This window comes from Paenibacillus amylolyticus, from assembly GCF_001570725.1.
Classification (GTDB): domain Bacteria; phylum Bacillota; class Bacilli; order Paenibacillales; family Paenibacillaceae; genus Paenibacillus; species Paenibacillus amylolyticus_A.
In genome coordinates, this window is the sequence record NZ_BCNV01000007.1 from 36,666 (window position 1) to 63,449 (window position 26,784).

Below are 26,784 nucleotides of genomic sequence, written 5' to 3' on the forward strand. Positions count from 1 at the left end.
CCAGCATTGGTTCATTGTACAAAAGGAAACAGCAGCTTCTGGTTATCCATCCAGAACATATTGTCGGTGCTAACCAGCTTCGTCTCAAGTAGGACCCTAGCCTGTACCTGTTGATTTTTCAGCCGCGCAACGGCTTGCTTCAACCCCAGATAACCTGCACTATATCCATTCTGGACGATGAGATGATCGAAGACCCCTTCTTGCAATTGCTCCAGTTGCTGTTGTTCACTGCCGAATCCAACAATCCTTACCTTGTCCGCAGATTTACGTCGATTCAGTTCATCGGCTGCTCCCAGTGAAGCCGGTTCCTGAAGAGTAATGAAGCCATCCACCTGCTGCTGATCCAGCAATTGCTTCGCAGTCTGCCAACATCCATCCCGGGTGTTACATATCGATTTGGGTTCCACTTGAATATTAGGATACTGGACCAAGGCTTCCATAACCCCCTGCTCTCTCTGAATCAAACCAGAATTAAGAGGGTCCGGACCCAACAAGGCAACACGCCCTTTCCCTTCCAACAGCTCCGCCATGGCCTGCCCTGCCTGCCGTCCAGCCTCCACATTATCCATGGAGATCACGCTGGTGATGCCTTTCACGGGAAATTCATCATTAAGCACAATGACCGGAACGATGGCTCCATCTGAATTCATTGCCTGCGCCTCCTGAACAATGTCGCTAAGCGCCTTCTCGCTCAAAGGATCGACTAATAGAGCTGATGCGCCCTGCTTCAGAGCCAATGCCGCGGCATCCACCTGAGCCTGCTCCCGCATACTGCGAGACAACGATCCATGGCCCGCATTGGCCTGCTTGACCTGTAACTGACTACCCACGGAGTCCGCAATGGCAGGCGTGTACATATTACCATCGGAAGGGTATGCCTCCACGTTCATCAGTTCCGCCCCGTTCTCTTTGGCAGCCGCTTCGGCACCAAGCCGGATGGCTTCCGCAAGCTCCCCTGTTCCAGCTGGCGTAATCAGCGCGATACGTGGCGGTACTGCCGTAGCATCGGGACTCGATAGACCACAGGCAGCGCATAGCAGCAGACAGCAGTTTGCTGTCAGAGTTAACAATCGACGTTTCCAAATTCCAGAGAAGCTCGCACCAACCTTTTTCAAAAACGCACCGATGTTCAATCCTTCAACGCGATCGGCATCATTCCTATTAACTTGGTTGTCCGTCATCAGGCTCGCCCTCCTTCTGCTGCGATTGAATGGGGATCCGCATCCAGACCGTGGTGCCTTCCTCCAGCTCACTTGCAAATTCAAGGCCGTATGCCTCCCCGTAATAAAGCCGAATTCGATCATGTACGTTGCGTACCGCTACGCCTGATCCTGCACCGCTTTTGACAACCGGACTGCCACTTAATAACCCTGCCATCTGTTCTTCCGTCATACCGACCCCATTATCTGTAATACGAAACACCAACTTGTTGTCCTCGCGATAGACATCGATTTCAATACATCCCTCGTCCATGTGGTACTCGATGCCATGAACAATGGCGTTCTCAATCAGGGGTTGTAGCACCAGCTTTAATGTAAGGCATTCCAGGAGCGTATCATCGGCCTTAATCGTAAAGTTGAATTTGCGCTTGAACCTCATCTGCTGAATCGTCAAATAATGCTGCGCATGCTCCAGCTCTTCCCTGATCGTGATAATCGTTTTACCTTGACTGAGACTGATGCGGAACAAGCGCGAAAGAGACGTGATCATCGTGATCACTTCCTCATTACGGCTCATGCCTACCATGCGAACCACGGAATTCAGCGTATTGTACAAAAAATGTGGATTAATCTGGGCCTGCAAGGCTTCCAGCTCCAGACGCCGCTTCTGTTCCTGTTCGTGGATGATCTCATCCATCAGGGTTCGGATTTTATTGACCATCAGGTTGAAGCGACGGGATAAACGTTCCACTTCCAGCGGCCCTTCAATAGGCAACTCCACGTTGAAATCCCCGCGCTCTACTGCCTTCATCTTCCGTTCCATTCGCCGGATGGGGCGAGTCAGACTGGAGGAAAGAAACAGGGATACGAGAATGACCAGCACCAGTACAACGACCAATACACGAATGAGATATCCGTTCACTTCCTGACGCGTTGTCATAATCTCATCCAGATAGGCAACACCGACGATTTTCCACCCGATATTGGCAACGGACTTCACGGTATTCAGCCTTTTCTGTCCATCTGCTTCATCTTCGTAACTGCCGGAAGCCACTAAAGCCTGTTCGATATTCTCGCTTTTAAGTCCCATATACATCAATTGTTGCTGCGGATGGTACACGATATTGCCCGCACTCTCATCGATGATATACACGTATCCTCGTTGCCCCAGACTTACCCGACGGCTCAGTTCATCCATCTGTTTGAAATTGATATCGACCAGCAGGATAACATGCCGATCCTGACCATTTTGCCGTATCGTTATGCCTTTGCTCATGGAAACGACCCATTTATATGGGCCTGTGTACATGTTCTGAATATGAGGTAACGAGAAACTCAGATGATCCGGCACACGAAGTGCAGACTGAAACCACCCTTGTTGTGTCACATGGGCACTCGGTTTTAATTCGGCTGTAGGTCGGTTCTTGAGCAATTTCCCCGTGGAATCAAGTAGAGTAATCGAGATGATATCTTCACGACTGCTGAGCAGTGTGTCAAGCTGTTTGTCCACCAGTTCCCCTTCCCATGTCCCGTCACGCAACATGTGTTCCTCAATGGCACGGTATAGATGCGACATACTGCGGACGTAATCCTCCAGGTTATAACTGACCTGATCCACAATCTGTCTCGTCGTCAGTTCCGCACTTCGCTCGGCAGCCTGCGTGAACTTGTCATGCAGAAGCATCGCCATGATGGTCAGCACCAAGACAATGAAAACGGAAAAGGACCACGTAATAATAAACCGGATACTGCTGACTCTGGACGAACGCAGACGAGAGCGCAATTGAAGTCCCAAGAACTTCACCCATCTGGACAAGAACTTCATCGGATTGAACCTTCATTTGCTGCCTGGGAAGCCTGTTTACGATATTCTTTGGGCGAGACGCCAATATGTTTTTTGAAACAAAAACTGAAATAATTCGGTTCGGCAAAGCCCACCTGCTCCGCAATCTGAAACGACTTCAGCTCAGTCGAGCGAAGCAGTTCACGCGCTGCCTCCATTCGGATCTGCATCAGGTACTGCAGGAAGGTAAGTTGCACCTCTTTTTTGAAAATGCCACAAAAATAACCGGAGCTGATGTGCAAATGCCCGCACACCTTCTGAATGGACAGATCCGGGTCGGCATAATGCTCTTTGGTGAAGACTAACGCCTGCTCAACAATATCTTTGTATACATGCTGGCGTCCGCTCGCAATGCGATGTTGCACGAGTAGACAGACCTCCTGTACCTTCTTCTGTGCCTCAGTGAGTCCCGGCAGTCGGAACAAATCCGCATACAACTGGAACCCTGCACCAAAGATGTCTTCCATCGCTTCTCCTGATGCCTGTGCTGCCTTCCATACTGTTGTTAATACTTCAATTAAATAGAGCTGAATATCACTTCGCCCGTGTTCCACGGTAATTTCCCGGAAAATGATCGCCAGTGCTTCCTCCAGCTCTGCTTGTGTACCTGCCTTCAGGCATCGTGTCAGCGTCTGTTGCTTCAATTCGTCGAACCGCAGCTTGCCCGCCGTCTGTCGCTCTACGTCCGCAATGTATATGATTGAATCCGTCCCGGGCACAAGCCGATAATCCAACGCCAGCAGGGCATCTTCATAGGCATGATTCACATCCGCGAGTGTATCCACAATCTGACCAGAGCCCACCGTAGCCGGGATACGTAAATAGTGGTTGATGCTGCGCATCACATTTTCCAATGCCTTCTGTTGCCGCTTCGCTCCATCTGTACCGCCCGTGCGATCCACATAGAGCAGGACAATCGTCTCCTGATGCATAAAGGCATGACCAGCCCCATGCTCCGCCCAAACTTCTGCCGCAATGTTAAGTGCAGCAAAGCGTTTCAGTTCAGCATCCTCAGATTGACGCAAGGAACCTCCGGGATTGAATATCTCAGACTGACCCGCTTCCTCAGATGTTGCTTGGTTATGTCGCTGTGGAGACTCGTTGAATACGCCCTCTGGCTTCTCTTTCTGTACATCTCCATCCATGTGCAGTGTCAATACAGACACCCCATAGCGTTCTCCTATCAGATCCAATCCGCATTGTTTGGCTTTACTATGAATATATGTCGAGGATTTCTGCCGATGGAGCAAGGTCGCCATCAGATCTGCCTGTAGTAAAGGCAAGCTGGTGTGATAGTGCTCACGCAGTTGCTGTACATCTTCACGCTCAGCGACTTCAGCCGCCATCTGGGCGCGCAGTCTTGTAAGCAATTCCGTGAGATGCCCTGCCGAGAACGGCTTCAGCAGATATTCATCCACACTAAGGGAGATCGCTTGCCGGGCATAATCAAATTCATCATATCCAGTCAAAATGACCACCTTCACAAGTGGATTGCGTCTCCTCAATCTTTGGGCGAGTTCCAGACCATTCATGAACGGCATGCTGATATCGGTCACCACAATATCCGGCTCTACCCGTTCCGCCATCTCCAATGCTTCCCGCCCATTCTCCGCCAAACCAACTATCCGCAGATCGAGCGCTTCCCAATCGACCTCTACAACCAATCCTTCGCGCACATCTTCTTCATCATCCACCAGCAGTACCCGGTACACGATCGGATTCCTCCCTTTTATGACAGGCCTTCTGCCCCAGCAATTAATAATATGTAGCACTGTGTAACATTTGGTTTCTATTGCTCACGGGATTATGCAAAAATACAAAGTGCTCCTGATGATACGTCTCGAGGTTGCCATCATAATATACAATATTATACGAGATATGTAATCGCTTTCTTCATTAGAGGTGAGGCAACCCTGACGGGCAGTCTCCTATATAACATGTTAAGGATAGTATATGAATGCTAAGGGTAGGTTAAAGTAATACAAACACGGAAAATTTCGAAGTACTTCTAAATAAGAGGAGTTATGATTCTAATTATAATTTCAATCCTTCATTCTAGTTTCAACGGTGATTTGTACTCAATGCTTTAACATAAATCATTGTCGTATCAGGATTGGTATGTCCCATCATTTCCGCCAAACGGTGCAGCGGCGTATGCTCTGCCATGGCGTAGCCAAAACGATGACGCAGGTCGTGTGAACTCAGTCCTTCCAGCCCTGCTGCAATCATTACCTTTTTAATTAAATGGCGCAGTGCTCTCTCTGTTAAACGATCATTTGTCTTCTCTGAAGGAAAAAGGTAAGAACTATCGGTAGTCAGACCGGCTAAATACTGATTCAATATGACAACACACTGCATATTCAAAGGAATCTTTCGCTGCCCGTTGCGCTTGTCGGCTCTTACTGTCAGGTGACCACTTCGTCTACCAAGCTCGATATCTTGAGGCGTGAGGTTGCATACCTCCATCGTCCGCAAGCCTGTGTGAAACATAAGGGTCAGGATGGTCTGATCACGAAGGGAGTTCCCATACTCCACTGCCGTGATGAACGATTGTTCTTCTTCGACTGTCATTCGGCGTGGGCTGACTTTGTCTTCCGGAATGAATTTCAATGCTTTGGAAGGATCCTGACTGAGCCTTGATTCCAAGACAGCCCATTTGAAAAAACGTTTCAACGTAATTAATCTCCGGTTAATGGTAGCCGGCTTCAATAGCATAACTTTGTGTGCATCTTCACGATAATTGACTAAGGTGGGTGTATCCACATCTTCAATTCGAAGTGCGAATTCTTCGCCGAGCATGGTGCTTTCCTTGTACCATTCGATAAAGTGCTTCAGATCACTTGCGTATTCCTTCACGGTTTTGGGATGCAAATCTCCCTCATTGGCAAGCATATGTACGAATTCCTCTATCGTCGGTTCCCGCTGCACCGAAATCCCTGATGACTGATTCATTAGAAAATACCTCCAAATCTTGACTTATATTAGCGGACATGGTATTATCATATTAATCGATACATTAGCGGACATCAAGTCTGTGGTTTAAATGCACCAGGTGAGTGTCAATTTTAATTTATACTCGTCATAATGATCGGCTAAAAACTTATTTTTTGGAGGAATCACATGCAAACAGGTACAGTTAAATGGTTCAACGCGGATAAAGGATTCGGCTTTATCGAAACTGAAGAAGGAACAGACGTATTCGTTCATTTCAGTGCAATTCAAGGTGAAGGTTACAAATCTTTGGACGAAGGTCAACGCGTTCAATTTGAAGTAACTCAAGGTAACCGTGGACCACAAGCTGAGAACGTTACTAAACTTTAATTATATGAAAGCTGCCTTATTAATAAGGCAGCTTTTTATTTACACATATGTCGCACAGTTAAAGAAAAGATTTCACATCCCAAGAATGAAAGCGAGGTTTTCCCCATGGATAAAGAACAATTGATCACAGAAGTAGCCAAGGCTGGCGGTTTCTCCAAGAAGAATGCTGAAAAAGCTGTAACCGTTGTACTGGACTCGATTCTCGAAGCTCTCAAAGAAGGTAAAGAAGTTCAACTGGTTGGATTCGGGAAATTTGAAGTACAAAAGCGTGAAGCAAGAACGGGAAGAAGTCGCAAAACAGGCAAAGAAATTCAACTACCTGCAGGTAAAGTTCCTGTATTCACAGCAGGCTTAAGCATGAAAGAAGCTTTAAATTAAACAACGCAACAACCCATTGAAAAGAGGTTTTTATTCAAACACACAATGATAATATGGATTTAAATGTCGTGTTTACTACCGTTGATGATATCATTAACTTTTATTCAGGTAAGCAGACCAACCCGGATCATACAGAAGATCACACTCATTCTAAGCCCCCATCATCAACAACGTCTGATTGTACACTACGACCACCCACCCGCTAAACTAACATTTCATCTTGGACAACAGAAGGCCCTGATCCGCTCAAAACGGTCCAGGGCCTGATTTGCTTGGAAGCCGGCTCCGTCAGGAACCCGCCATTTTCTTATCTTCTTTTTCACACCTATCTTACTTACTGTTCAGAAGTTCGCGCAGTGTCTGGGAATCATATGTAGAGACAAGACGTTCCAGATGAGTATCCAGCCACTCCTCATCCTGATTCCACCACTTCAATTCCAGCAGGAGCGCAATCGTTTCTTCATCAAAGCGCTTTTTGATAGTCTTGGCTGGATTACCACCAACAATCGTATACGGTTCAATGTCCTTCACAACGGTTGAATTGGAGGCAACAATCGCACCATCTCCGATCGTGACACCAGGCATGATCGTCACATGTTGTCCGAGCCAGACATCGTTCCCCAGTACCGTATCCCCCTTATATGGAAGCTGCTCCAGTGTAGGTGTCACGCGCTCCCATCCGCCACCGAAAATGTTGAACGGATAAGTCGTCATGCCCTCCATCCGATGATTTGCGCCATTCATAATGAATGTCACACCTTCCGCAATTGCACAGAAATTGCCGATCACCAGGCGATCACCAATAAAGTCATAATGATGCTGTATCCGGTCATAGAACTGCTCTGGGGGATTCGTGTTATCGCTATAATACGTATAATCACCGATGTCCACGTTGGAACGCGGCGGCAGGTTTTGAATGTAACATACCGTAGGGATATTCTCGTTCGGGAAAAGTTTTGTTTTATCAGGGGCCATACGAAGTCCCTCCTTTTCCCTATTGTAACAGATATTAAATCTTAAACGGACTAAGTGAAGTCTGCAGTTCTGTGGACACATCAGACAAAATAGCCGCAGATGCCTTGATCTGTTCTACCGACTTGAGCTGTTCATGCACAGAACCCGCTGCCTGTTGTGAATTGGTGCTAGCCGTCTGCGCATGGCGAGCGATCTCATGGACAGAAGCCACAATCTGCTCCACGCCTGCGGACATCTCTTCACTCGTCGCAGCCATGTCCTCAATCTCTGTAGCAATACGCAGGTTCGTATCCCGGATCAGGCTGAAGTTTTGTTCCGTTTCACGGGTCAAGCGTAGTCCTTCCTGCACTTCGTCCTTCACTCTCGACATGGCCGATAGCGATTGCTTCATATCTTGCTCCATGGCTTGAACCAGTTCTTCAATACGATCGGAAGAGTCTCCCGCTTGTTCAGCCAGCTTACGCACCTCAGTAGATACTACAGCAAATCCTCTGCCATGCTCGCCGGCTCTTGCCGCTTCAATGGATGCATTGAGGGCAAGCAGATTCGTCTGATTCGCGATCTCATGAATGGTGGTAACCATCTGGCTAATCTGGGCCGACTTCCCTTCCAGCATACGAATGACTTCATCCGTTGTGGTCACGGAGGTTTCGATCGTAGACATCTGCCGAACGGTCAATTGCACTGCTTCCCCTCCGGTTTCTGCCTGCCTCCGTGAATACAATGCAGATTCCGAGATACTGGATGCTTTGTCTGCCATACGTTGTACGCCTATCGCCACTTCTTCCATCGCCTGCAGATTTTCTTCCGTACTAATTGTCTGACTCTCGGCTCCCTGTGCCACTTGTTCAACAGAGGATGCAATCTGCGCCGATTCTTTGGACGTTTGATCCGCAATCTTCAGTAGCAGCCCAGTCGAATGCTCTGCTTTCTCCGCAGCCTGAAGTCCACCCTGAATGATAACCTGCAGATTACTTCTCATCTCATTGTATCCCGTGCCCAGCATGCCAATCTCGTCTTGGACGTCGTCCACAACCGGCTGTGTAAAATCGCCCGTCCCCGCACGTTTAATCGCCACGGATACCCGTTCAATTCTTACTCTCACCCTGCGAACGTACAACAGGATCAGGGTAATAGCGACCAACATCGCAAGCAGGAATACGATCAGGAACGTCTTGAGGAACGAGGAGATAATCACATCAATTAACGATTGAGACGCCCCTACATAGAAAATCCCGATAATCTCTCCGGACGCGTTCTTGATTGGTTCATAGGCCGTCTGATATTTCTGACCCACAACCACGGCTTCACCGAAGTATTTTTCCCCTTGCTGCAAAACGGTCTGGGCGACCTCTGCCGATACCTTCGTGCCGACAGCGCGTTCCCCGTCCACCATAACATTCGTAGCAACACGTTCGTCACCTCGGAAGATCGTCACCGTGTCCCCGGATGCTTCTCCAATCTCATCTACAAGTTCAAAGTTGCCTTCCAGCGCGGTATCTCCTTTGAATAATTGTCCGTCCTTAATGGCCCAATCTCCTGGATGCTTATATGTAATGATATGATTCGCCATCTCCAAATCACGCTTCGCCTTCTCTGTAGCAAATGTCGTAATCCCCTGTCTCATCTCCATGATTACACTTACCGCCACGGCTGAGGAGAAGACGATAAATATACTGATAACGATCAAACTAATTTTGGTACCGATGCTCATGCTTCGCATGTGTGTGAGCCACCCTTTTCCCTATGTAATTGTGGGGATATTCAAGCCAATTTCGATTCTGTTTCGAATATCACTATAGTCTTATCGGTAGGAGTGTTCACAATATTTATAATGTTTCAGTGACTTTTATCACAAAAATAGCCTGTTGAAATCTAATCTTTTACGCATTCTCCGTAATCATGTAAGAATGTTCTTCTGTCTGGAAATTTAAATAACCTAGAAAGATAAATTAGATATGTCATAATACACATATAAGTACGAACCAAAAAATATTACCTCTAAAATATGTTGCCAACCACATACTATAATGCTATATTTATGTTGCCGACAACATAAATGAGAAAGTTGAGGTACATTATGACAGCCAAAGATGATTTCAACCAACATAATAAACTCCATGAATTAAATAATGAGGAATTCAGCGCAGTAGAGAACTACCCCATCAGTTTTAGCATTTTTACTCTGGCACGCTCTCACAAGGGTCTAGCTGCGCAATTGATCCGGGATACCGGGCTTTTTCCCGGTCAAGAGATTATGCTGATGCAGTTATATGCACAAGACCACCAATCGCAAAACTCTCTGGGTCGCACACTTCGTCTGGACCATTCAACTGTAGCCAAGTCTGTTCGTCGCTTGGAAGATGCCGGTCTCGTTACTCGGAGTCGCTCCAAAGTAGATGGACGAGTCACCATTGTATCCCTGACAGAAGCCGGACGCGCACTGGAGGATCAAGTGAATAATGCATGGCGCCAAGTGGAGCAGATTACTACAGCTGGTCTATCCGATGAAGAGAAGAACTTGCTGTTATCTCTTTCACAGAAAATTGCTGCACAGATTGATTCATTTTCATCCTAAATCCCTTAACGAATGGAGCGAGTACACAATGCATACATCCAAAATGAAAGCTATTCAAATTCATCAATACGGGGGTCCAGAGACATTACAGTTCGAACAGGAAGTCCATATACCCGAGCCAGCTGCCGGAGAAGTTTTGGTACGCATTCAGTATGCCGGAGCCATTCCGCTGGACTGGAAGATTCGTAACGGCTGGTTGCAGGACGTATTTGTCAAAAGGCTACCTTATACACCCGGAACGGCCATGTCTGGCATCGTCGAATCCGTGGGAGAAGGTGTCGATTCCTTCCAGCCGGGAGATCGCGTTTTTGGTAATGTGAACGGAAGTTATGCCGAGTATGGTGTGGCTCCTGCTCAGGATTTGGTGCATCTGCCAGACGATCTGAGTTTTGAGGATGCTGCGACCATCAAAGGCGGAGCCGAAGCTGCATGGAAAGCATTGTTCACTGAGGGTGAGCTGGAAGCCGGACACACGGTGCTGATCCATGCTGCTGCGGGTGGTGTTGGACAATACGCAGTACAGCTAGCCAAATGGAAAGGTGCTCACGTTATTGCTACCGCATCTGGTGCTAATGTTGACTTTGTTGCTTCACTGGGTGCTGATCAAGTGATTGATTACAAGACAACCTTATTTGAAGAGCTGGTAAGCCATGTTGATCTCGTTGTTGAAGCTGTTGGTGGAGAGATCGAAGATCGCTCATGGGGTGTTCTAAAACGTGGGGGAAAACTGGTATCGTTGACTCAACTGCCTTCTGCCGAAAAAGCAGCGCAGTATGGCGTTACCGTCAAGTTTAATTCCAAATTTCCGACATCCGAGGATCTCTACACGATCGCTCAGCTTATGGCTGAGGGTTCCCTTCGTTCAGAGATTGATTCCATCTTTCCTCTAAGTGAAGCTAATCAAGCGCATGCCAAAAGTGAGTCCAGACATGGACGTGGCCGAATTTTGCTAGATGTTCGCTCCGTCTAACCTGAAAAACACAGCAAAAAGGGATTCGATCTGACCATCGAATCCCTTCTCTTTTTTTCCGAGCAAAAACGTTGCTCTTCGGAGATAGATCTTATTTGGATGTAAGGCTTACTTGTGCAGCGGTTTGATCCCAATCCACGGTCAATCCCAGTCCTTCTGAGATGAAGCGTACAGGCACGAGTGTACGACTGTTTTCAATAATCGCTGGTGCATCAATTTCGAGTGTCTCCCCATTTACGGTTGCGGTGCTGCTTCCGATCTTGAGCACAAGGGTTTGGTCATTCAGAACGGCTGTTACCGTCTTCGCCGTTTTGTCCCAAGTTACTTCTGCCCCCATTGCTTCGAGGATTGCATTCACAGGTACCATTACTCGGCCACTTTGCTGCAGCGGGTCCTGATCCGGGAATGTAATCGATTTACCATCGAGTGTCACCGTAATGGTTTTGTCCGTTGCTCCGGATGAAGTATTCGAACCAGTTTCTTCCGAAGTCTCAGGCAAAGGTGTCACTTCACGTCCAAGTTGCTCTTGCAGATTCGCTAGACGGTTCAGTGCAAATGTCGTCAGTGATCCGGCAGCCATAGAGCCCATGCCTCCGCCTCCACCGCCGCCAAAGTTACCGCCAGGGCGTGTCTGCGTATTGTCTGTACCCGTTGTTGCATTTGTTGCACCGTTTCCAGTTGTGGCACCCGGCTGAGTCGGAGGTGTTGTTCCATCTGGAGGTGTCATTCCTTCGAAGCCTTCAGGAGGCGTCATACCTTCCATGCCTTCGGGTGGGGTCATGCCTTCAAATCCTTCTGGGGGTGTTCCGCCCATACCACCTGCTGCGTCTGCGTTTGCAGAATAAGCGATGTTGGATTCGAACTGTTCTGTCGTATAAAATTTCGTTGGATCTGCTTCCACATAAGGACGAATTTCATCGGCAAGGCCAGTGATACGATCCTGAATGCCTTCCATATAATCCGTCAGTTCATTGACGTAGCTCAAATATTTTTCCTTATACTCCGGCACAGCAAGCAGGTTGTTAATCATCGGTACATTTTCCATGCTAATGCCCAATACAGGCTCGTCCACAGATACATTCGTTGCATTGGTGTTGGTCGTGGTTGATCCGGTCGTTGTGCCGCGTCCGCCTCCACCCGAGTACCCGTTGAAGGACATGTTGAAGTCCCAAGGAACAACCGTGAACTTGCCATCGGCATCACTGTAGAGCATGTAGTTGTGCCCTTTGTCGCCGTTATAGCTGTCATAGTTGCCGAAAACCATGTTCCCTGCAATATATTGAAGCGCCGAATCCACGTCCAGCACACTCTCGATATCGCCTTTTTCACCTTCTGGCATCTCGTTCAGCGTTTGGATGAAGGTTTTGAGTTTGGCTTTGTCCTTATCCGTACCCAAGTCTTTGGTGATTGTACTGTAGTCGCTTCCCTCTTCATATTGAAGATAACTCTTCTCATCGGTATCATAGAGGACGCCTTCTTCGTAATCCTCACCGTAGTTGCGCTCCAGATAGCTGTCATCCACCGCTTCAACACCAGTATAGAAACCAACAAGCTCGCCGTTAACGTACAAATTAACATAGTTCGTCATCGGTGCATCCATGCCGATGCTACGAAGTGCTTCGTAATGAAGTACCTCACGCATATACGATGGATCGGCGTAGTTGTTGTTCAGTACCATTTTGTCCAGTCCAAGCAGCGTTTGCGTTTTGTCGTATTTATCAAACTTCAGTCTGAAGCTGTAACGGTCCGAATCCTCCATCGAAGCTACAGCTTTCAATGTGAGATTCCCCTTGGTTGAGAAACCGACGTTGTCCAGCTTGTTGCCGTCCACTTCCACACTAACACTCTTATAATCCTTATCCAGCGGGCTTTCGAGCATGCTCTTCCAGTCTGCATCATCAATCGTTACATTCACATCAATGACGTTATCCGTCTGGAACAACGATTCATAGGCCTGCGTCACGCCGGCACTCGTAGTTGTCGCTGTACTCTCTGCGGCAAATGCCGCATTCGGACTTGCAATCAGGCCAAAAGATGTCGTTACCAACGTCACGGACAATGCCGTTACTGCGACTTTTCGTAATAAAATATTCAAATGATGAATCCTCCTTCTTGGGTTTCTGTTAAGCAACTGAGGCTTATGTAACCATGGTAGAGGACGAACCTTTAGTGAATCTTAAATGATAGTCATCGTCAATAAACACCCGAGAAGCGTTGTGCAAAAGAAGACTTCATCGACATACGTGGAGCCATGTAAAAACGCAATATAATCCTGCAGAACCGGTTCATAAGACCTATTTTATTTGAAATATCTAACATTAATTTGTCGAAATAACGATATAACTAAGGAGTGAACTTACCTGGAGTTCATATACGTGAATATTAAAAGACATGATGAAAAAGCTTTTCAGAAGCAATAGAGAATTTGATTAGACACAATATATAGGAAACGATTCTACAGCATTTGATCCACAATTACATAGCGTGTACAACGCCCAGGATAAGTCCTTGTCACAATCGTAGAAGGAGTGAACAACCTTGTTTAATAAGCTTCGCTGGAGTACCATGCCTTTCTTTGTTAAAAATCTGGTGATCTCTTTCGGTAGCATTACCTTAATTGGTATTATCCTGATTACCGTGGCTTACCAGCTGCAAAAGAACATTCTGGTTGAACAGCTGCACGACCAGGCCACCGTCATCACCCAGAAATGGTACGATGATCTGGACACGGCCAAAGTCGCTCAAGCCGCCAGTGAAAAAAGCTACACCGGTCCTGTACAGCAGGAAATGAAAGCTTATCTCGATTCCATCCATGAGTTCTATCCAAACATCGCACAGGCGTACATTTTCGGTTCAGAACTTGAGCAAGGAAATGGAACGTCCATCATCGCGATTCCAACGAACCTGTTGCAACCATTCGAGGAAGGTAATCTGCCCGCAGGTGCCATGTACCCGCTGCCCGAGAATAACGTTGTGGTGCTGGAACAGATGAAAGAAGACGGAGAACCTGCCTTCAGTGATTTCTACACCGATGAGTACGGAACTTGGACTACACTAATCTATCCGATTAATAACGCAGATGGCTCCATGTACGCTGCTCTATTCTTCGATGTCGATGCAAGTGCCGTTCCAAAAGGACTTAATGAATTGCTTACGTATGGATTGATGTTCCTTGTCGGTTTCCTGATCCTGTTCATGGTGCTGCAATTTATTTTGCTAAAAAGAACGTTGCTGCCAATTCGGAACCTGATGAAAGGTATTGAAGAAGTCAGTACAGGTAATCTGAATGTTACCATTCAAACAGGCCGGGATGATCTGGGTATCATTAACGAGAAGTTCAATGCCATGATCGAGCGATTTAACACGACGATGTTCAAGGTGCAAAGCACATCCACTCACCTCTCGAATTCGTCTAAACAACTATTGGAGATTTCAGCGAAAAACAACGATAATATTCAATCCATCAGTAATAATATTCGTGAAATATCCACTGGCTTGGTATCTCAGGACAAAGCCACCGTGGAGAACGCACGCGCCATGACAGAGATGTCAACGGTAGTGCAGACGATTGCGAGCAGTTCAGCCGATGTGGCTGACGAAGCGCTCAGTATGGAGCAACGTTCCAGTACAGGTAATGTGGTTATGCAGCAAGTTATTGAGCAGATGCGTCTGATCTCAGGTGCGGTGCAAAATACGTCAAACTCGATTCAGTCTTTGGAAAATAACTCGAACCAGATTAGCAACATTGTCAATCTGATCACGGAGATAGCCGGACAAACCAATTTGCTGGCGCTCAACGCATCGATTGAGGCGGCCCGCGCAGGTGAAGAAGGCAGAGGTTTTGCCGTTGTTGCAGGCGAGGTACGTAACCTGGCAGAGCAATCCCAGGAATCAGCGAAGCAAATCCGACAGTTGATTGAGGAAATTCAGCGGGATATCGTGCAGTCTTCCGAAGCCATGCATTTGGGCTCTCAGGAAGTAACGAAAGGCTTGGAAGTTACGCAAGAGACTGGCGTATTCTTCGAAAACATTTTGAATGCGACAAATAAGGTGGCGAACCAGATTCAGGATATCTCCAGCTCTACTGAAGAGATCTCTGCAAGCACTCAAGAAATGTCCGCTACCGCGGATGAATTATCCGCAAATGTCAGCAAGGCGGCGAACAGCACGAAACGCATCGAACAATCCGTTGCTGAACAAGAAGCCTCCATGGCTTCAATCGTCAGTGCCTCTGACGAACTGGCGGAAGTATCTGAGCAGTTGCAGGAGTTAATCTCGTTCTTCAAGGTAAAGGAAATCTAAGATAGCGTTGAAGAATCGTTAATACATTACATGTAATGCCAATAAAAAACCAAGGCTCATGAGTGATTACACTCGAGGCCTTGGTTTTTTTTATTGTTATCAGGTGTTTTGTTTTTTTAGAACAACGTTGACCTCACCATCGGAAAGTTGTTGAACCTGTTCTGACGTGAGGGTGATTTCAACTTTTTCCGAATACCAGCTATCTTCATAAAATATTAGAATATTCTCATCTTAAGAGAAAGCATATCTAAACAGCCCATAGTATAAAGGTCCAATCGCGATAACTAGTGTTATCAACATCCAAACTCTCCTCGTCATGATCGGTAATCCATCAAAAATCTCTTCCCCCTCGTTATCCTTTAAAAGCATTGCGAATAATACATCCCATAACAAAGCTGCCACGGTAATAAATTTCCACAAAGAAGGATTTAAAATAGCTGTTTCCGTAACATATCCTAGCAGCCCTATCCATGTCATGACAGATACGACAAAATCGATTTTGCTAAGTTTTGTCTTATACTTTCCTTTAATAAGATACGAGAGTGATGCTGTGCCCAGCAATCCAAGATAGATCGTCCATAAAACGTGTTCCATACATATTCCTCATTCTTGTTGAATTTTCAAATCCACTGCTCCTTCGCTACCCTTTTGCTATTATAGCGATTCACCTCTATTACTGATACATTCGACACCTTTCCATATAATAGAAACCCCTATTCCGTAATTTCTCTACTTACTTTTTTTTTTCATTTCTCGGCCCACACAATGACAATGATCACATCCATCTTCCCTGTTCAAGTGCTACAGTTATTAACGACCAACTGACCATAATAGTAATTTGGTCAACCTGAGGTTTACCTTACCATTATCCTTTCAACCTACAAGGAGGTGTATATGCGATGAAAACGATAGATCGAAGGCAACAGGTGATGGACTCTGCCGAGAAATCCTTTGCCCTGTTTGGCTACAAGGCCACAACGATGGAGCAGGTTGCTAGACTTGCCAATGTGGGCAAGGGAACGATCTATACTTTTTTCGAAAATAAAGAAGAACTGTTCAGCGAGATTCTGCGCTCAATCATTGCGGATATGAGACAGATTACAGAGCAGACGGTGAAGGAAGAGAACTCCTTTCTGGATAACGTGCATATGAGTATGGATTCTTTGCTGGAGTACCGGGAGGAACATGAGCTGTTGATCAAGCTCTTTCAGGAGGTCAACGAGTTCGGTACGCCGCAAGCCAAGGAAGGTTTGCAGAAAGTAGAGACAGCCATTCTCGAATATCTGGAGCGTCAGGTCAGCCGTGCCATGGAATTAGAGCAGATTCGCAGGGATGATCCCAAGTTGGTTTCTTTTGTCCTGCTGAAGCTGTATGTCACCTTAACCTCAGATTGGAACAAAGCGCATCCTACGCTGCACAAGGATCAGATCAAGGATTTTGTAGGCCTCTTTCTCAAGAATGGCTTATCCCCCACCTAGAGAGAGGCATGTACAAGATTCAAAACATAATAGAGATAGAACAAACGGATGAGCGTAAGGATAGGGAGAGAACATGATGAAATCATTCCACGTATTTGGGCAGGATCTGAAGTCCGCCTTCAAGAAACCAAAAGTATTTATTCCAATTCTCGTTGTACTGTTCATTCCGGTGCTGTATAGTGGCCTGTTCCTGAACGCATTCTGGGACCCCTATGGCAAAATGAATGAGTTACCTGTGGCTGTGGTCAACACGGATCAGGGCGCAATCTACAACGACAAATCACTGGAGGTCGGTCAGAATCTGGTTGATGAATTGAAAAAAAGCGATGATTTCGACTGGCAATTCGTGACTCGTGAACAAGCAGAAAAAGGTATGCAAGACAACACGTATTATATGACAATTGTGATTCCTGAGGACTTTTCCACCAAAGCAACAACCCTGATGGATGAGCACCCTGAGCCGGCAGATCTGATCTATGAACCCAATGAAGGATACAACTTCCTCGCAGGTCAGATTGGCGGGACGGCGGTCAAACAAATTCGCTCCAAAGTCGCTGCCAAAGTCACAGAATCGTATACCGAAACGCTATTAGATCAGGTAGAAAAAATCTCTGGCGGTTTGGCGGATGCCGGGGATGGCGCAGGTCAGATTCATGATGGTGCGCTTAAGCTGGATGAGGGTGCTGCTACATTAAAAGAGAACCTCTCTAAACTGGCCGCAGGAACCGATAAGCTCGAAACGGGCCTAGTTCCGTTAAAGGAAGGTACATCTACTCTGGCCCAAGGCATTGGTGATCTCCATACTGGCGCGAGTGCCCTGTCCAGTGGACTGTCCCAATTGGCAGCAGCAGGCACGAAGCTGAGTGATGGAGCAACCCAAGCCGAAACAGGCGGCAAACAGCTACAGGCGGGCCTTCAATCTGCTCAGGAAGGCGCAGCCAGGCTGGATGCAGGACTGGCGGCTTCCGAGGAAGGCAGTGCGAAGCTGACGGCTGGGCTGCAAAGTTCTGTTGAGGGCAGCGCTAAAGTTAGCGAGGGTGCCAAAGCAGTTGCACAAGGGCTCGCCCAATTAGCTGAAGCCAGCCCGGAACTGGCCGCAAGTCCTGCTGTGCAGCAACTCCTGGCAGCAAGTCAGGCTGTAGCCACTGGCAGCGAACAAGTGTATCAGGGTGGACAGCAATTAGTGGCAGGCAGCCAAAACCTGTATGCTGCACAACAACAACTGCACCAAGGCAGTAGCCAGTTGGTACAGGGTGAACAACAACTTGTGCAAGGAGCTACCCAGTTATCCGCCGGACAAGAAAAGCTTACGAGTGGTCTACAACAGTTCAATTCCAAATTATCCGAAGCAGCCGCTGGAGGAGCCAAACTGGCGGATGGTTCAGGTCAATTGACTGCTGGTGCAGGCAAGTTGGTTACGGGTGTAAGCCAGCTTACAGACGGAATCTCAACCCTTGCAGATGGCTCACATAAGCTCGATGACGGCGCCGGTCAATTAAAAGAAGGTACGCTTAAGCTAACAGATGGCTCTGGCGAACTTGCCACCAAACTGAATGAAGCGGCTGAGCAGACGGGTAGTGTGAAAAAGACCGATGAACTGGTAACCATGTATGCAGAGCCTGTTCAGGTCGATGAGCATAAATATAACGAGGTACCTAACTACGGTACAGGATTCTCACCATACTTCCTGTCCCTCGGGCTGTTTGTCGGGGCATTGATTGCGACATTGGTTGTGCCAACACGCGGCAGCACGGTTAGCGAGGCAAGTGGCTGGAATCGTTTTGTGAGTAAAACGCTGGCTTTCACGCTCATGAGTGCTGTACAGTCCCTGCTTGCTTCATGGCTAGTCTTGTACGGTTTGGGTCTTAATGTTCAGAGCATTCCATTGTTCCTCTTGTTCAGCTTTGTTACCAGTCTAAGCTTCATGTACATCATTCAGGCACTGGTGACTTGGCTGGAAAACCCGGGACGATTCCTCGCGATTCTGATGCTGATCTTCCAGCTTACGACCAGCGCGGGCACCTTCCCGCTCGAACTGATTCCAAACTGGTTGAAGGTGTTTAACCCATGGTTGCCTATGACCTATTCCGTAACGGGTTATAAAGCAGTCATCTCAAGTGGACAGTTCGGCGTGGCTTGGGATCAGATCGGCATTCTGTGTATCTTTGCTGTGATTGGTCTCGGAGGAACCTTAACGTATTTCCTGATGCATCGCACCACGGAGAACGAAAACGTCAGCAGTGAAGTCGTAATTCAATTGTAGAAAAGTAAAATAAAAAGCAAAGGCGTTCACCTATGCTCTACCCTCTTCTGGACAACAGAGGTGTTGGCTAAGGTACGCCTTTGCTTTTTTAGTTTGAGATACAATCTAAGTTTGCTAACTTTATATTCCTAGTATGTAGAGTAAGAATCAGCGCCAACAAAAATCATGGTTACAAATAGAAAGAGCACAATAAGGACTGTATAAATTGCTGTGCCTATGATTCCACATACCAGACCAGCAATGGCTAATCCTTTTCCTTGCTCCATACGAATTCTGATTTCTTTGAAAGCTAAAGATGCAAATATGATAGCGACGATTCCGATTAAGAATCCTAAGTAAGGAATGGTAAGGGACAAAATCCCCAAAACTAGTGATACAATCGACTTGCTATTGGTCTTGGCTGGTGCTACATAAGGCGGTGGTGACAATGTGTCGTTATAATAACGATCCACATCATTTTCGCGATGTTCCAAGGTAAATCCTCCCTGTTTATTAAGTATATTCATTATAATCGATTAATAGAAATAGAGAACTCCATATTTTGTTAATTATGAGTTTTTATAAGATTTATTTTATTACCATCATCCTGGATATATAGTTGAAATCGTAAGCTTACACATTGTACTTCAAGTATATGAAGTTTAGAACCTGTTTTCACTGTGATGATACAAATAAATAATACCTCTAACATACAGATATTATTATAGTAGTACTTTTTGGATTACATTGGGGGATTAACTCAGATGAAAATCGATAAAGTCATGAATATACTTATGATTATGATGCTTCTACTTATTGCTCTTTATCGAAATAATGTAGCTGTATTATCTTTTAGTATTGTTTTGTTTGGAATCATGAGTTACACCACTTATCGAATGCGAACACGTTGGAATGTAGTAACTTATATCGTGTTGACGCTGGTATTGATGATCTGGAATATATACCTGTGGGCATAAGCTATTATTAAAAAAAGAACGCACTCCCTTATTACTCATAGGATTGCGTTCTTTCTACGTTTCTTAGATTTGAAGTTTCTTCTATCCTTCCACTTCCACCCGCTGCAAAAACGTCCGGGTACGTGCGAGCTTTGGATTGCCAAAGATCTGTTCTGGCGGACCCGACTCTGCGATCTCCCCGTTATCCATGAAAAATACACGATCCGCAACGTCACGGGCAAAGCCCATCTCATGCGTAACAATCATCATGGTCATGTTTTCCTGCGCAAGCTGTTTGATGACACGCAGCACTTCTCCCGTCAGTTCGGGATCGAGTGCCGATGTAGGCTCATCGAACAGGAGAATGTCGGGTTGCATCATCAGTGCACGAGCAATGGCAACACGCTGTTTCTGTCCACCGGATAGATTGGCTGGATAGACATCAGCCTTGTCCGACAGTCCTACTTTGCCGAGTAATTCCAGACTGCGATGCCTGATGACGCTTGAACTTTCTTTTTTCAAAGTCTTCGGTGCGAGTTCCAGATTAGCCTGTACGGTCAGATGCGGGAACAGGTTGAAATGCTGGAACACCATACCCATACGATCCGTCATCTTGCGAATATCTGCGGCACCCGCGTAACGGCCATTATCGACCAACGTCTGATCCTGAATGCGAATCGTTCCGCCCGAAATATCCTCCAGATGAATCAGGCTGCGCAGCATCGTACTTTTCCCCGAACCCGAAGGCCCGATGACGGCAATTACTTCGCCTGGTTCCACGTTGAAGGATACCTGCTTCAGCACATCAAGGGTACCGAAAGATTTTCTCAACTCTTTTACTTCTATTATATGTGTCATATGCAGACAGTCCTTTGATTGATCAGATTTAATTTATTCAAATGAAAAGCGCTTCTCAAGTGCCTTGAACAGCACCGTGAGTACGAGTGTCATGAGCAGATACATCACCGCTGCCACGAAGAAAGGTAACAGCTGTATGTCGCGATTTACCGCCGCTTGGGCGTAATACAACAGCTCAGGTACAGCCACGGCATAGAGCAGTGCCGTATCCTTGATGAGCGTAATGGACTCATTGGCCGTTGCAGGCAATACTACACGGATCATCTGAGGAATAATGACTTTAGTCATCGTTTGCCACTTTGTTAACCCAAGTACCTTCGCTGCCTCATGTTGCCCTTTATCAATGGAAAGCAGTCCGCCCCTGAAGATTTCAGCGAAGTACGCCGCATAGTTTAGGATGAACGCAATCCCCGCTGCAACAAAACGATCAAACACCAGATACTCTCCAATCACCGGAAGCAACGGTAAACCGAAGCAGAAGAATAGAATTTGGAGCAGCAGTGGTGTTCCTCGCATCACATATACATACGTATGGGCAATCCACGCCAGCGGTTTAATTTGGCTTCTCATCGCCAGCGTAACTACAAATCCAAGCGGCACGGATAGCACGATCGCGAGCAAGAACATGAAAATGGTGGTCTGCGCACCCTCTAACATCGGTTTTAAAATGGTCGATAGATAATCCCAACTCATTGTTTTGTCTCCTCTAATCTGTTAACCCCGCATTCCTCTGGGGCATGAATCGCTCCAGCGTGGAATACGGGGTCCGTTTTGTTTCTAACTATATATCAGGTGTATAACCTGCCTATTTCAGAACCTTATCTTCACCCAACCATTGAGTGGAGATTTTAGCCGCTGTTCCGTCCGCATTCAACTCATCCAGCGCTTTTTGCAGCTGATTCAAAAGCTCTTCATTTCCTTTTTTGATACCAATGCCATATTGTTCCGGTGCAAGAGATTCATCCATCAGTTTGAATGTTCCCTCTTCTTTGGACATGTAGTATCTCGCTACCACTTCATCAATGATGACCGCATCCAGACGTTTTGTCTTCAGATCCGTCAGAGCAAGTACGTTATCCTTAAATTCAGAAGCTTTGACTTTATCCTTCAGCGGACTTGCTGCCAGTGCATCTGCCGCGGAGGACAGCGCCTGCAATCCCACATTTTTGCCGTCGAGTTCATCCAACTTCGTAATTGGTGAATCTGCCAAGGTAATAGCTACCTGACTGTTTTCCAGATACGGCTTCGTGAAGAGCACTTTCTCTTTGCGCTCATCCGTAATGGTGTACCCGTTCCAGATCATATCGATCCGGCCACTGTTCAGCTCTGATTCTTTGGAAGACCAGTCGATTGGCTGAAATGTGATTTCTTTACCCATTTTCTCCGCTGCAGCTCTTGCGTAATCAATATCAAAACCAACAATTTCATTCTGCTCGTCTCGGAAACCCATTGGAGCAAACTTGTCGTCAATGCCTACAACAATCGTATTATCGTCTTTGCTTGCGGAACTGGAACAACCAGCCACAATCAATACACATATACTAATGAATAATAGTAGAATCGCTTTTTTTCTCATCTCTCGAACCCCTCCATGTCTATAACCAAAACCCAAACGCTTTAGTTCGTTACCACGTTATCAGAGATTTATAATAACATAGCATGGGAGAAGAGTCGAGTCTCTTGCCTATTTCCTTCTATTTCGTGCAGCTTAATTGTCAACAATCTGTGAAAAAACCTCTTTCACTTGTGCCGATTCCACCAGCTTCTCGCGTACAGTCGAATTCCATAACTCCGGGTTCTGAAGCTTCTTTAATTCCGTACCTGTCCATTGTTGGGTGGATTCACGACGTAAGGTATAGCTGGTATTCTCTAACTGGTAGACGACCTGCTCCAGATTATCGATCATAACAAAGTTCGCAACCGCATTATATACGAGTATCCGCTCAAGTTCCTCTGCATCCATCTCACGCGTATCCAAGCTATAATTCACTTGAGCCGTGAAAGTCTCCGGGTACAGTTGGTAACCATTCAATCTTTCACGTAAAGGTAAAGCCTGATTCAGATGACTCAGGTTTGAATTATCACCCATGTAGGGACTGCGATATTTGGCTAAAGCGGCAAAATCATGTGTCAGCGGATTCTGCTGCTCTTCCTCGTACCGAGCCTGCTTCGCCTCGATCTTCGGATTAACGAAGCCTTCAACAATCACTAAGCCAATGCTGCCCAACACAACAAGTGTTATAATCCATATGTTTCTAATTCTCATAACACATCACTCACTTCATACTTGCTAACGATCCGATACGCCCGATGCACTACCAAAGGAATGATAACACTCAGTAATGGGATGGCAAAGGCAATGACGATCACAGCAAACTGGTAGGGTCCATCCACCTGAATGGGTCGATTAAACCAGATGTTGCTTCCGAATCGCAACGCTGCCTGCGTCCCCCATAGTACGAGTATTAATGCCGCCCACAACCACCATATTCTGCGATTCCACTGCACTAATGCAGGGATTCGAATAACCGTGGTTTTCACGGAAGTTGCAGAATCATTCGACTTGTTGATCAACAGATACAATACATACATGCCACCAACTATGAGACTCACGATCATAAGCAGGTTGTTTATGGCGGAGCCTTGCATCAGCACTCTCATTGGAATGGTAATGATCCAGGCTATGAGGCTATAAATTAGAGCAGACTGCAACAACGCTGTCCAGTAAGGAACACGTTGTACCCTTCGATGGTCACTCATCACTTCATCCATACCAGCGATATGCTGAATGGCGGTCTGGAACGCCTTCTCTTCACTCATACCCTGCGAGATATAATCGTCAATCCGCGCAGCGAGATTGCTGTGAATCTCTTCTTTTAATTCCCGATTGTCTAATGTATCTTGTGCGTGAGCGAACAAACGATTCACATGACGAGTGATGCGAGCTTCCAATCTCATAGGTCTTCATCTCCTTTTTCTCCAGTGACAATCATGCAATCAATCAGTGCCTTGGCTGCTTGCCAAGCATGAACCTGCTCTCTATAGGCTTTAAGGCCTTGCGTTGTAATTCGGTAATATTTGCGTCGTCCTCCCTGCGTCTCTTCCCCCCAGTAGGACTCCACATATCCACTCTTCTCCAGCCTCTTCAAACTGGAATAAAGCGTGGGTTCCTTCAATTCAAACTGCTCTCCACTCTTGCGATAGATTTCCTTAATAATGCTGTAGCCATAGTTATCAGAGGGTATAAGTACACTCAGAATGATAGGGTCAATATTGCCCCGAATCAGATCACTGTTAATCACTTGCACATCCATCTGCGAGTTTCACCGACTTTCTTCAATCCTGCGTATACTATAAGACATATTACTATGTCTGTAAAGGTAATATGCATCATGTAGTATATCCTTAACTAGCAAAGCAACCTTTATCCCCTTATCTTCGTCTGGAAGATATTAGGGAGGGTAATAGAATGAAATCGCTAACTAGAATGCAGACGTTCATCTCACTTATGTTTCTTACAACAGTTCTCCTGTTGTCCGGCTGTAACACTACTCCAATTAACAGTACCAACGAATCCTCCTCTGCCCCAGCAGATCACCAAAAAAAACTGGAACCAGACCCCACTTTGCCAAAGGAACTACCTACTCCGATTATCCAGACTGCAAGTGGTATTTCCGTTCCCGCTGTTCAAAGCAGCTATTGCTGGGGCAGTAAATGTGCTGATTATGTCGGTGGGATCACCATGTTGGAAGGAACAACGCCAACTCCGGTTCTTGCAGGAGAAAAATTGACCATTGAGATGGATATTCCAATTCCCCCCGACAACGTAATGATGTATGAATACGTCGGTGACCAGACTCGTGAGATTTCTTCACAGGATGGTACATTTCACCTTCCGCAAGAAACGGGAATTTATTATTACAGCGCATTTGTAAATTGGTCTTCAAAAGAAGATCAACAAGTCAGTCTTGGGAGTACCTCATTTGCTTTTAGTGTACAGATCACGGAAACGAACTGATTTACACATGTAAAACAGGCCAAACCCTCCATTCGGAGTAGCTGGCCTGTTTCTATGTTTCTATTTGCTTCTATCTTTTCTATATTCTTGTAAGCTACTACTCTCACTCAACACTATTGCTGCACTTTCTCGCGATCTTTCCCTTTATCGGATTCGCCCGCGTTTTTGTTGGCAGCATCGCGATCCTGCTGCATCTCTTCAACGGTTTTCACCTTGAGACGTGCAGCACCTTCATATTCCTTCGTCGGAATAAGATTTCCACCAGCAAGTCTTGCTTCTGCGGCAGCAATCGCAGCTCCGTACTGTGGCAACCACTGGGCCTGTGCAACTAGCATCTCGTCGACCATCTGCCAGATCTCTTTCGGATTACATACGGCACCCACAAGCGGGTCCATCATGAACGCCTGACGAAGTAACTTGTCGTCTCCGTTCACCGCTGCTTCAACGGCAAGACGTTGCACGGAAATGCTCACATTACATACCGCGGCTGGTCCAAGTGGCAGATCGCCTACATGCGGCATGGAGATGCCGTTGCGATCCACATACCCCGGCGCTTCAATAATCGCATCATCCGGCAGGTTGGAGATTACCCCATTATTAACGGTATTGAAATGTCCACGATAGACACGTCCCGTCTCCAGCCCTTCAATAATGTATGAACCGTGCTCCTCGCCCCGTTTTTCCGGAATGAATTGCATCGGTTCATCCTTCATCCAGTTTGGAAAATCAGTCTCGAACCAGTTGCGCCCCTCGGTACACACACGCAAATATCCACCCGTCTCTCCGTTGATCCAGTTGCCGAGGTCGATCCAGTCGTTGATCTCTTCCGGACGTTTGCGGTACCATGGCACATATTCACTCAGATGACCATTCGATTCCGTACTGTAGTACCCAAAGCGGCGCAGCATATCAATCCGCACTTTCTCGGTGCGGCTGTACTCCGGATGTTTCTCGAAGGCTTCGAGCAGATCACCTGTAAGGTCTTTGCCCTCATGAGAAGCCTGAATATACCATGTCTGATGGTTGATGCCGGCACAGATAATATCCACTTCACTCTTTTTCAAGCCAAAAGCTTCCGCAATCTGATGATGACCATGCTGTACGCCATGACACAATCCGATCGTCCGCACACCGCCGTACTTGTTGCAAGCCCATGTGAGCATCGCCATCGGATTGGAATAGTTCAAGAGCAGCACGTCCGGTGCGCTCTGTTCACGAATATCTTTACAGATATCCAGCATCTCGGCGATTCCGCGTTGTCCGTACATAATGCCGCCTGCACACAGCGTATCGCCGACACATTGATCTACCCCATATTTAAGTGGAATATCCACATCGGTTGCAAATGCTTCCAGTCCCCCGACACGAATCGTACATAGTACATACTTCGCATCTTTCAATGCTTCTTTACGATCCGTTGTCGGCTGAATCTGAATATTCAATCCATTCTCACGGATATCCCGCTGACACAGCTCAGTCACCATGTCCAGATTGTGCTGGCTAATATCGCAGAACGCAATTTCAATGTTGTTAAACTCCGGTACCGTGAGCAAATCCCTTAGCAATCCCCGTGTAAATCCGATACTTCCTGCCCCGATAAACGCCACTTTAAACGACATACCTATATCCTCCCCTAATCCTAATCTTTCGCTTCGGTTAATGACTCTCTTCATGAAATCATTGTACCAACGGCGAAAGGGGAAGC

The 26,784-nt window shown here is 46.6% G+C and carries 24 protein-coding genes; 8 read left to right on the top strand and 16 right to left on the bottom strand.

Translation table 11 applies throughout. The features are described 5' to 3' along the window. Window positions 1–11: 11 nt before the first annotated feature. From PAHA3_RS25015 to PAHA3_RS25030, 4 genes are all read right to left on the bottom strand, one after another. A complete protein-coding gene (locus tag PAHA3_RS25015) occupies window positions 12–1,181 on the bottom strand; it encodes a substrate-binding domain-containing protein (RefSeq protein WP_062837389.1) in 1,170 nt (389 codons plus the stop codon). Beyond that, window positions 1,162–2,985 (bottom strand): cache domain-containing sensor histidine kinase, encoded by a 1,824-nt coding sequence (locus PAHA3_RS25020; protein WP_082762997.1) that lies wholly within the window; start codon window positions 2,983–2,985, stop codon window positions 1,162–1,164. Before PAHA3_RS25020 ends, PAHA3_RS25015 begins: the two co-directional genes overlap by 20 nt. After that, the gene (locus tag PAHA3_RS25025) at window positions 2,982–4,715 is read right to left on the bottom strand and encodes a response regulator transcription factor (RefSeq protein ID WP_062837390.1); all 1,734 of its coding nucleotides are present in this window, start codon (window positions 4,713–4,715) and stop codon (window positions 2,982–2,984) included. The genes PAHA3_RS25020 and PAHA3_RS25025 overlap by 4 nt, the downstream gene beginning before the upstream one ends. Window positions 4,716–5,064: 349 nt before the next feature. Then, complete coding sequence (locus PAHA3_RS25030) at window positions 5,065–5,955, bottom strand: tyrosine-type recombinase/integrase (protein ID WP_062837391.1); 891 nt, start codon at window positions 5,953–5,955, stop codon at window positions 5,065–5,067. Window positions 5,956–6,123: 168 nt separating this feature from the next. Between PAHA3_RS25030 and PAHA3_RS25035 the strand changes: the two genes are divergently transcribed. Together PAHA3_RS25035 and PAHA3_RS25040 are read left to right on the top strand one after the other, a co-directional pair. Continuing rightward, entirely contained in the window at window positions 6,124–6,324 is a 201-nt protein-coding gene (locus PAHA3_RS25035; RefSeq protein ID WP_017690333.1) for a cold-shock protein, read from the top strand. A 105-nt stretch (window positions 6,325–6,429) separates the two neighbouring features. Then, a complete protein-coding gene (locus PAHA3_RS25040; protein WP_036606368.1) occupies window positions 6,430–6,702 on the top strand; it encodes an HU family DNA-binding protein in 273 nt (90 codons plus the stop codon). A 330-nt stretch (window positions 6,703–7,032) separates the two neighbouring features. Here PAHA3_RS25040 and PAHA3_RS25045 read toward each other — a convergent pair whose 3' ends face one another. Together PAHA3_RS25045 and PAHA3_RS25050 are read right to left on the bottom strand one after the other, a co-directional pair. Beyond that, a complete protein-coding gene (locus tag PAHA3_RS25045; protein ID WP_062837392.1) occupies window positions 7,033–7,677 on the bottom strand; it encodes a Vat family streptogramin A O-acetyltransferase in 645 nt (214 codons plus the stop codon). 34 nt (window positions 7,678–7,711) lie between these two features. Continuing rightward, the gene (locus tag PAHA3_RS25050; protein ID WP_235599564.1) at window positions 7,712–9,391 is read right to left on the bottom strand and encodes a methyl-accepting chemotaxis protein; all 1,680 of its coding nucleotides are present in this window, start codon (window positions 9,389–9,391) and stop codon (window positions 7,712–7,714) included. Between the two features lie 366 nt (window positions 9,392–9,757). Here PAHA3_RS25050 and PAHA3_RS25055 point away from each other — a divergent pair, with 366 nt between their 5' ends. Together PAHA3_RS25055 and PAHA3_RS25060 are read left to right on the top strand one after the other, a co-directional pair. Beyond that, window positions 9,758–10,255: a MarR family winged helix-turn-helix transcriptional regulator gene (locus PAHA3_RS25055; RefSeq protein WP_062837394.1), complete on the top strand. Its 498-nt coding sequence runs from the start codon at window positions 9,758–9,760 to the stop codon at window positions 10,253–10,255. A 28-nt stretch (window positions 10,256–10,283) separates the two neighbouring features. Beyond that, complete coding sequence (locus PAHA3_RS25060; protein WP_062837395.1) at window positions 10,284–11,225, top strand: NADP-dependent oxidoreductase; 942 nt, start codon at window positions 10,284–10,286, stop codon at window positions 11,223–11,225. 91 nt (window positions 11,226–11,316) lie between these two features. Here the strand turns inward: PAHA3_RS25060 and PAHA3_RS25065 are convergent, their stop codons facing one another. Continuing rightward, window positions 11,317–13,320 (bottom strand): CotH kinase family protein, encoded by a 2,004-nt coding sequence (locus PAHA3_RS25065; RefSeq protein ID WP_062837396.1) that lies wholly within the window; start codon window positions 13,318–13,320, stop codon window positions 11,317–11,319. A gap of 470 nt (window positions 13,321–13,790) precedes the next feature. Here PAHA3_RS25065 and PAHA3_RS25070 point away from each other — a divergent pair, with 470 nt between their 5' ends. Next, window positions 13,791–15,527, top strand: coding sequence for a methyl-accepting chemotaxis protein (locus PAHA3_RS25070; RefSeq protein WP_062837558.1), 1,737 nt, complete (start codon window positions 13,791–13,793; stop codon window positions 15,525–15,527). A gap of 231 nt (window positions 15,528–15,758) precedes the next feature. Here the strand turns inward: PAHA3_RS25070 and PAHA3_RS25075 are convergent, their stop codons facing one another. Next, a complete protein-coding gene (locus tag PAHA3_RS25075; RefSeq protein ID WP_062837397.1) occupies window positions 15,759–16,121 on the bottom strand; it encodes a hypothetical protein in 363 nt (120 codons plus the stop codon). A gap of 305 nt (window positions 16,122–16,426) precedes the next feature. Here PAHA3_RS25075 and PAHA3_RS25080 point away from each other — a divergent pair, with 305 nt between their 5' ends. Together PAHA3_RS25080 and PAHA3_RS25085 are read left to right on the top strand one after the other, a co-directional pair. Next, window positions 16,427–17,005, top strand: a complete 579-nt coding sequence (locus PAHA3_RS25080; RefSeq protein ID WP_062837398.1) for a TetR/AcrR family transcriptional regulator — start codon at window positions 16,427–16,429, stop codon at window positions 17,003–17,005. A gap of 76 nt (window positions 17,006–17,081) precedes the next feature. Next, window positions 17,082–19,268, top strand: a complete 2,187-nt coding sequence (locus PAHA3_RS25085) for a YhgE/Pip domain-containing protein (protein WP_062837399.1) — start codon at window positions 17,082–17,084, stop codon at window positions 19,266–19,268. Window positions 19,269–19,396: 128 nt separating this feature from the next. On the opposite strand, the gene PAHA3_RS25090 is transcribed toward PAHA3_RS25085, so the two are convergent. From PAHA3_RS25090 to PAHA3_RS25125, 7 genes are all read right to left on the bottom strand, one after another. After that, a complete protein-coding gene (locus PAHA3_RS25090; RefSeq protein ID WP_153028301.1) occupies window positions 19,397–19,741 on the bottom strand; it encodes a DUF4190 domain-containing protein in 345 nt (114 codons plus the stop codon). A 564-nt stretch (window positions 19,742–20,305) separates the two neighbouring features. Further along, window positions 20,306–21,061 (bottom strand): amino acid ABC transporter ATP-binding protein, encoded by a 756-nt coding sequence (locus PAHA3_RS25100; RefSeq protein WP_062837402.1) that lies wholly within the window; start codon window positions 21,059–21,061, stop codon window positions 20,306–20,308. A 33-nt stretch (window positions 21,062–21,094) separates the two neighbouring features. Then, on the bottom strand, window positions 21,095–21,754 hold the full coding sequence (locus PAHA3_RS25105) for an amino acid ABC transporter permease (RefSeq protein WP_062837403.1): 660 nt from the start codon (window positions 21,752–21,754) through the stop codon (window positions 21,095–21,097). A gap of 112 nt (window positions 21,755–21,866) precedes the next feature. Continuing rightward, window positions 21,867–22,637: an amino acid ABC transporter substrate-binding protein gene (locus tag PAHA3_RS25110; protein ID WP_036606344.1), complete on the bottom strand. Its 771-nt coding sequence runs from the start codon at window positions 22,635–22,637 to the stop codon at window positions 21,867–21,869. A 132-nt stretch (window positions 22,638–22,769) separates the two neighbouring features. Beyond that, entirely contained in the window at window positions 22,770–23,327 is a 558-nt protein-coding gene (locus tag PAHA3_RS25115; RefSeq protein ID WP_062837404.1) for a DUF4825 domain-containing protein, read from the bottom strand. Then, window positions 23,324–24,019, bottom strand: coding sequence for a permease prefix domain 1-containing protein (locus PAHA3_RS25120; RefSeq protein WP_062837405.1), 696 nt, complete (start codon window positions 24,017–24,019; stop codon window positions 23,324–23,326). The genes PAHA3_RS25115 and PAHA3_RS25120 overlap by 4 nt, the downstream gene beginning before the upstream one ends. After that, entirely contained in the window at window positions 24,016–24,375 is a 360-nt protein-coding gene (locus PAHA3_RS25125; RefSeq protein WP_062837406.1) for a PadR family transcriptional regulator, read from the bottom strand. The genes PAHA3_RS25120 and PAHA3_RS25125 overlap by 4 nt, the downstream gene beginning before the upstream one ends. A 155-nt stretch (window positions 24,376–24,530) precedes the next feature. On the opposite strand from PAHA3_RS25125, the gene PAHA3_RS25130 reads away from it, so the two are divergent. Further along, on the top strand, window positions 24,531–25,079 hold the full coding sequence (locus PAHA3_RS25130) for a hypothetical protein (protein ID WP_062837407.1): 549 nt from the start codon (window positions 24,531–24,533) through the stop codon (window positions 25,077–25,079). Window positions 25,080–25,192: 113 nt separating this feature from the next. Here the strand turns inward: PAHA3_RS25130 and PAHA3_RS25135 are convergent, their stop codons facing one another. Beyond that, window positions 25,193–26,698 carry an alpha-glucosidase/alpha-galactosidase gene (locus PAHA3_RS25135; protein WP_062837408.1) on the bottom strand — a complete coding sequence of 502 codons (1,506 nt, stop codon included), beginning with the start codon at window positions 26,696–26,698 and terminating at the stop codon, window positions 25,193–25,195. Window positions 26,699–26,784: the final 86 nt, after the last annotated feature.

What these genes read in the sequence shown, in the direction of transcription:
- PAHA3_RS25135 (WP_062837408.1), bottom strand. Translation starts at nt 26,698, where the DNA reads ATGTCGTTTAAAGTGGCGTTTATCGGGGCAGGAAGTATCGGATTTACA.
- PAHA3_RS25115 (WP_062837404.1), bottom strand. Translation starts at nt 23,327, where the DNA reads ATGAGAATTAGAAACATATGGATTATAACACTTGTTGTGTTGGGCAGC.
- PAHA3_RS25110 (WP_036606344.1), bottom strand. Translation starts at nt 22,637, where the DNA reads ATGAGAAAAAAAGCGATTCTACTATTATTCATTAGTATATGTGTATTG.
- PAHA3_RS25015 (WP_062837389.1), bottom strand. Translation starts at nt 1,181, where the DNA reads ATGACGGACAACCAAGTTAATAGGAATGATGCCGATCGCGTTGAAGGA.
- PAHA3_RS25130 (WP_062837407.1), top strand. Translation starts at nt 24,531, where the DNA reads ATGAAATCGCTAACTAGAATGCAGACGTTCATCTCACTTATGTTTCTT.
- PAHA3_RS25040 (WP_036606368.1), top strand. Translation starts at nt 6,430, where the DNA reads ATGGATAAAGAACAATTGATCACAGAAGTAGCCAAGGCTGGCGGTTTC.
- PAHA3_RS25085 (WP_062837399.1), top strand. Translation starts at nt 17,082, where the DNA reads ATGAAATCATTCCACGTATTTGGGCAGGATCTGAAGTCCGCCTTCAAG.
- PAHA3_RS25070 (WP_062837558.1), top strand. Translation starts at nt 13,791, where the DNA reads ATGCCTTTCTTTGTTAAAAATCTGGTGATCTCTTTCGGTAGCATTACC.
- PAHA3_RS25105 (WP_062837403.1), bottom strand. Translation starts at nt 21,754, where the DNA reads ATGAGTTGGGATTATCTATCGACCATTTTAAAACCGATGTTAGAGGGT.
- PAHA3_RS25050 (WP_235599564.1), bottom strand. Translation starts at nt 9,391, where the DNA reads ATGAGCATCGGTACCAAAATTAGTTTGATCGTTATCAGTATATTTATC.
- PAHA3_RS25075 (WP_062837397.1), bottom strand. Translation starts at nt 16,121, where the DNA reads ATGGAACACGTTTTATGGACGATCTATCTTGGATTGCTGGGCACAGCA.
- PAHA3_RS25060 (WP_062837395.1), top strand. Translation starts at nt 10,284, where the DNA reads ATGCATACATCCAAAATGAAAGCTATTCAAATTCATCAATACGGGGGT.
- PAHA3_RS25035 (WP_017690333.1), top strand. Translation starts at nt 6,124, where the DNA reads ATGCAAACAGGTACAGTTAAATGGTTCAACGCGGATAAAGGATTCGGC.
- PAHA3_RS25045 (WP_062837392.1), bottom strand. Translation starts at nt 7,677, where the DNA reads ATGGCCCCTGATAAAACAAAACTTTTCCCGAACGAGAATATCCCTACG.
- PAHA3_RS25120 (WP_062837405.1), bottom strand. Translation starts at nt 24,019, where the DNA reads ATGAGATTGGAAGCTCGCATCACTCGTCATGTGAATCGTTTGTTCGCT.
- PAHA3_RS25125 (WP_062837406.1), bottom strand. Translation starts at nt 24,375, where the DNA reads ATGGATGTGCAAGTGATTAACAGTGATCTGATTCGGGGCAATATTGAC.
- PAHA3_RS25100 (WP_062837402.1), bottom strand. Translation starts at nt 21,061, where the DNA reads ATGACACATATAATAGAAGTAAAAGAGTTGAGAAAATCTTTCGGTACC.
- PAHA3_RS25080 (WP_062837398.1), top strand. Translation starts at nt 16,427, where the DNA reads ATGAAAACGATAGATCGAAGGCAACAGGTGATGGACTCTGCCGAGAAA.
- PAHA3_RS25030 (WP_062837391.1), bottom strand. Translation starts at nt 5,955, where the DNA reads ATGAATCAGTCATCAGGGATTTCGGTGCAGCGGGAACCGACGATAGAG.
- PAHA3_RS25020 (WP_082762997.1), bottom strand. Translation starts at nt 2,985, where the DNA reads ATGAAGTTCTTGTCCAGATGGGTGAAGTTCTTGGGACTTCAATTGCGC.
- PAHA3_RS25055 (WP_062837394.1), top strand. Translation starts at nt 9,758, where the DNA reads ATGACAGCCAAAGATGATTTCAACCAACATAATAAACTCCATGAATTA.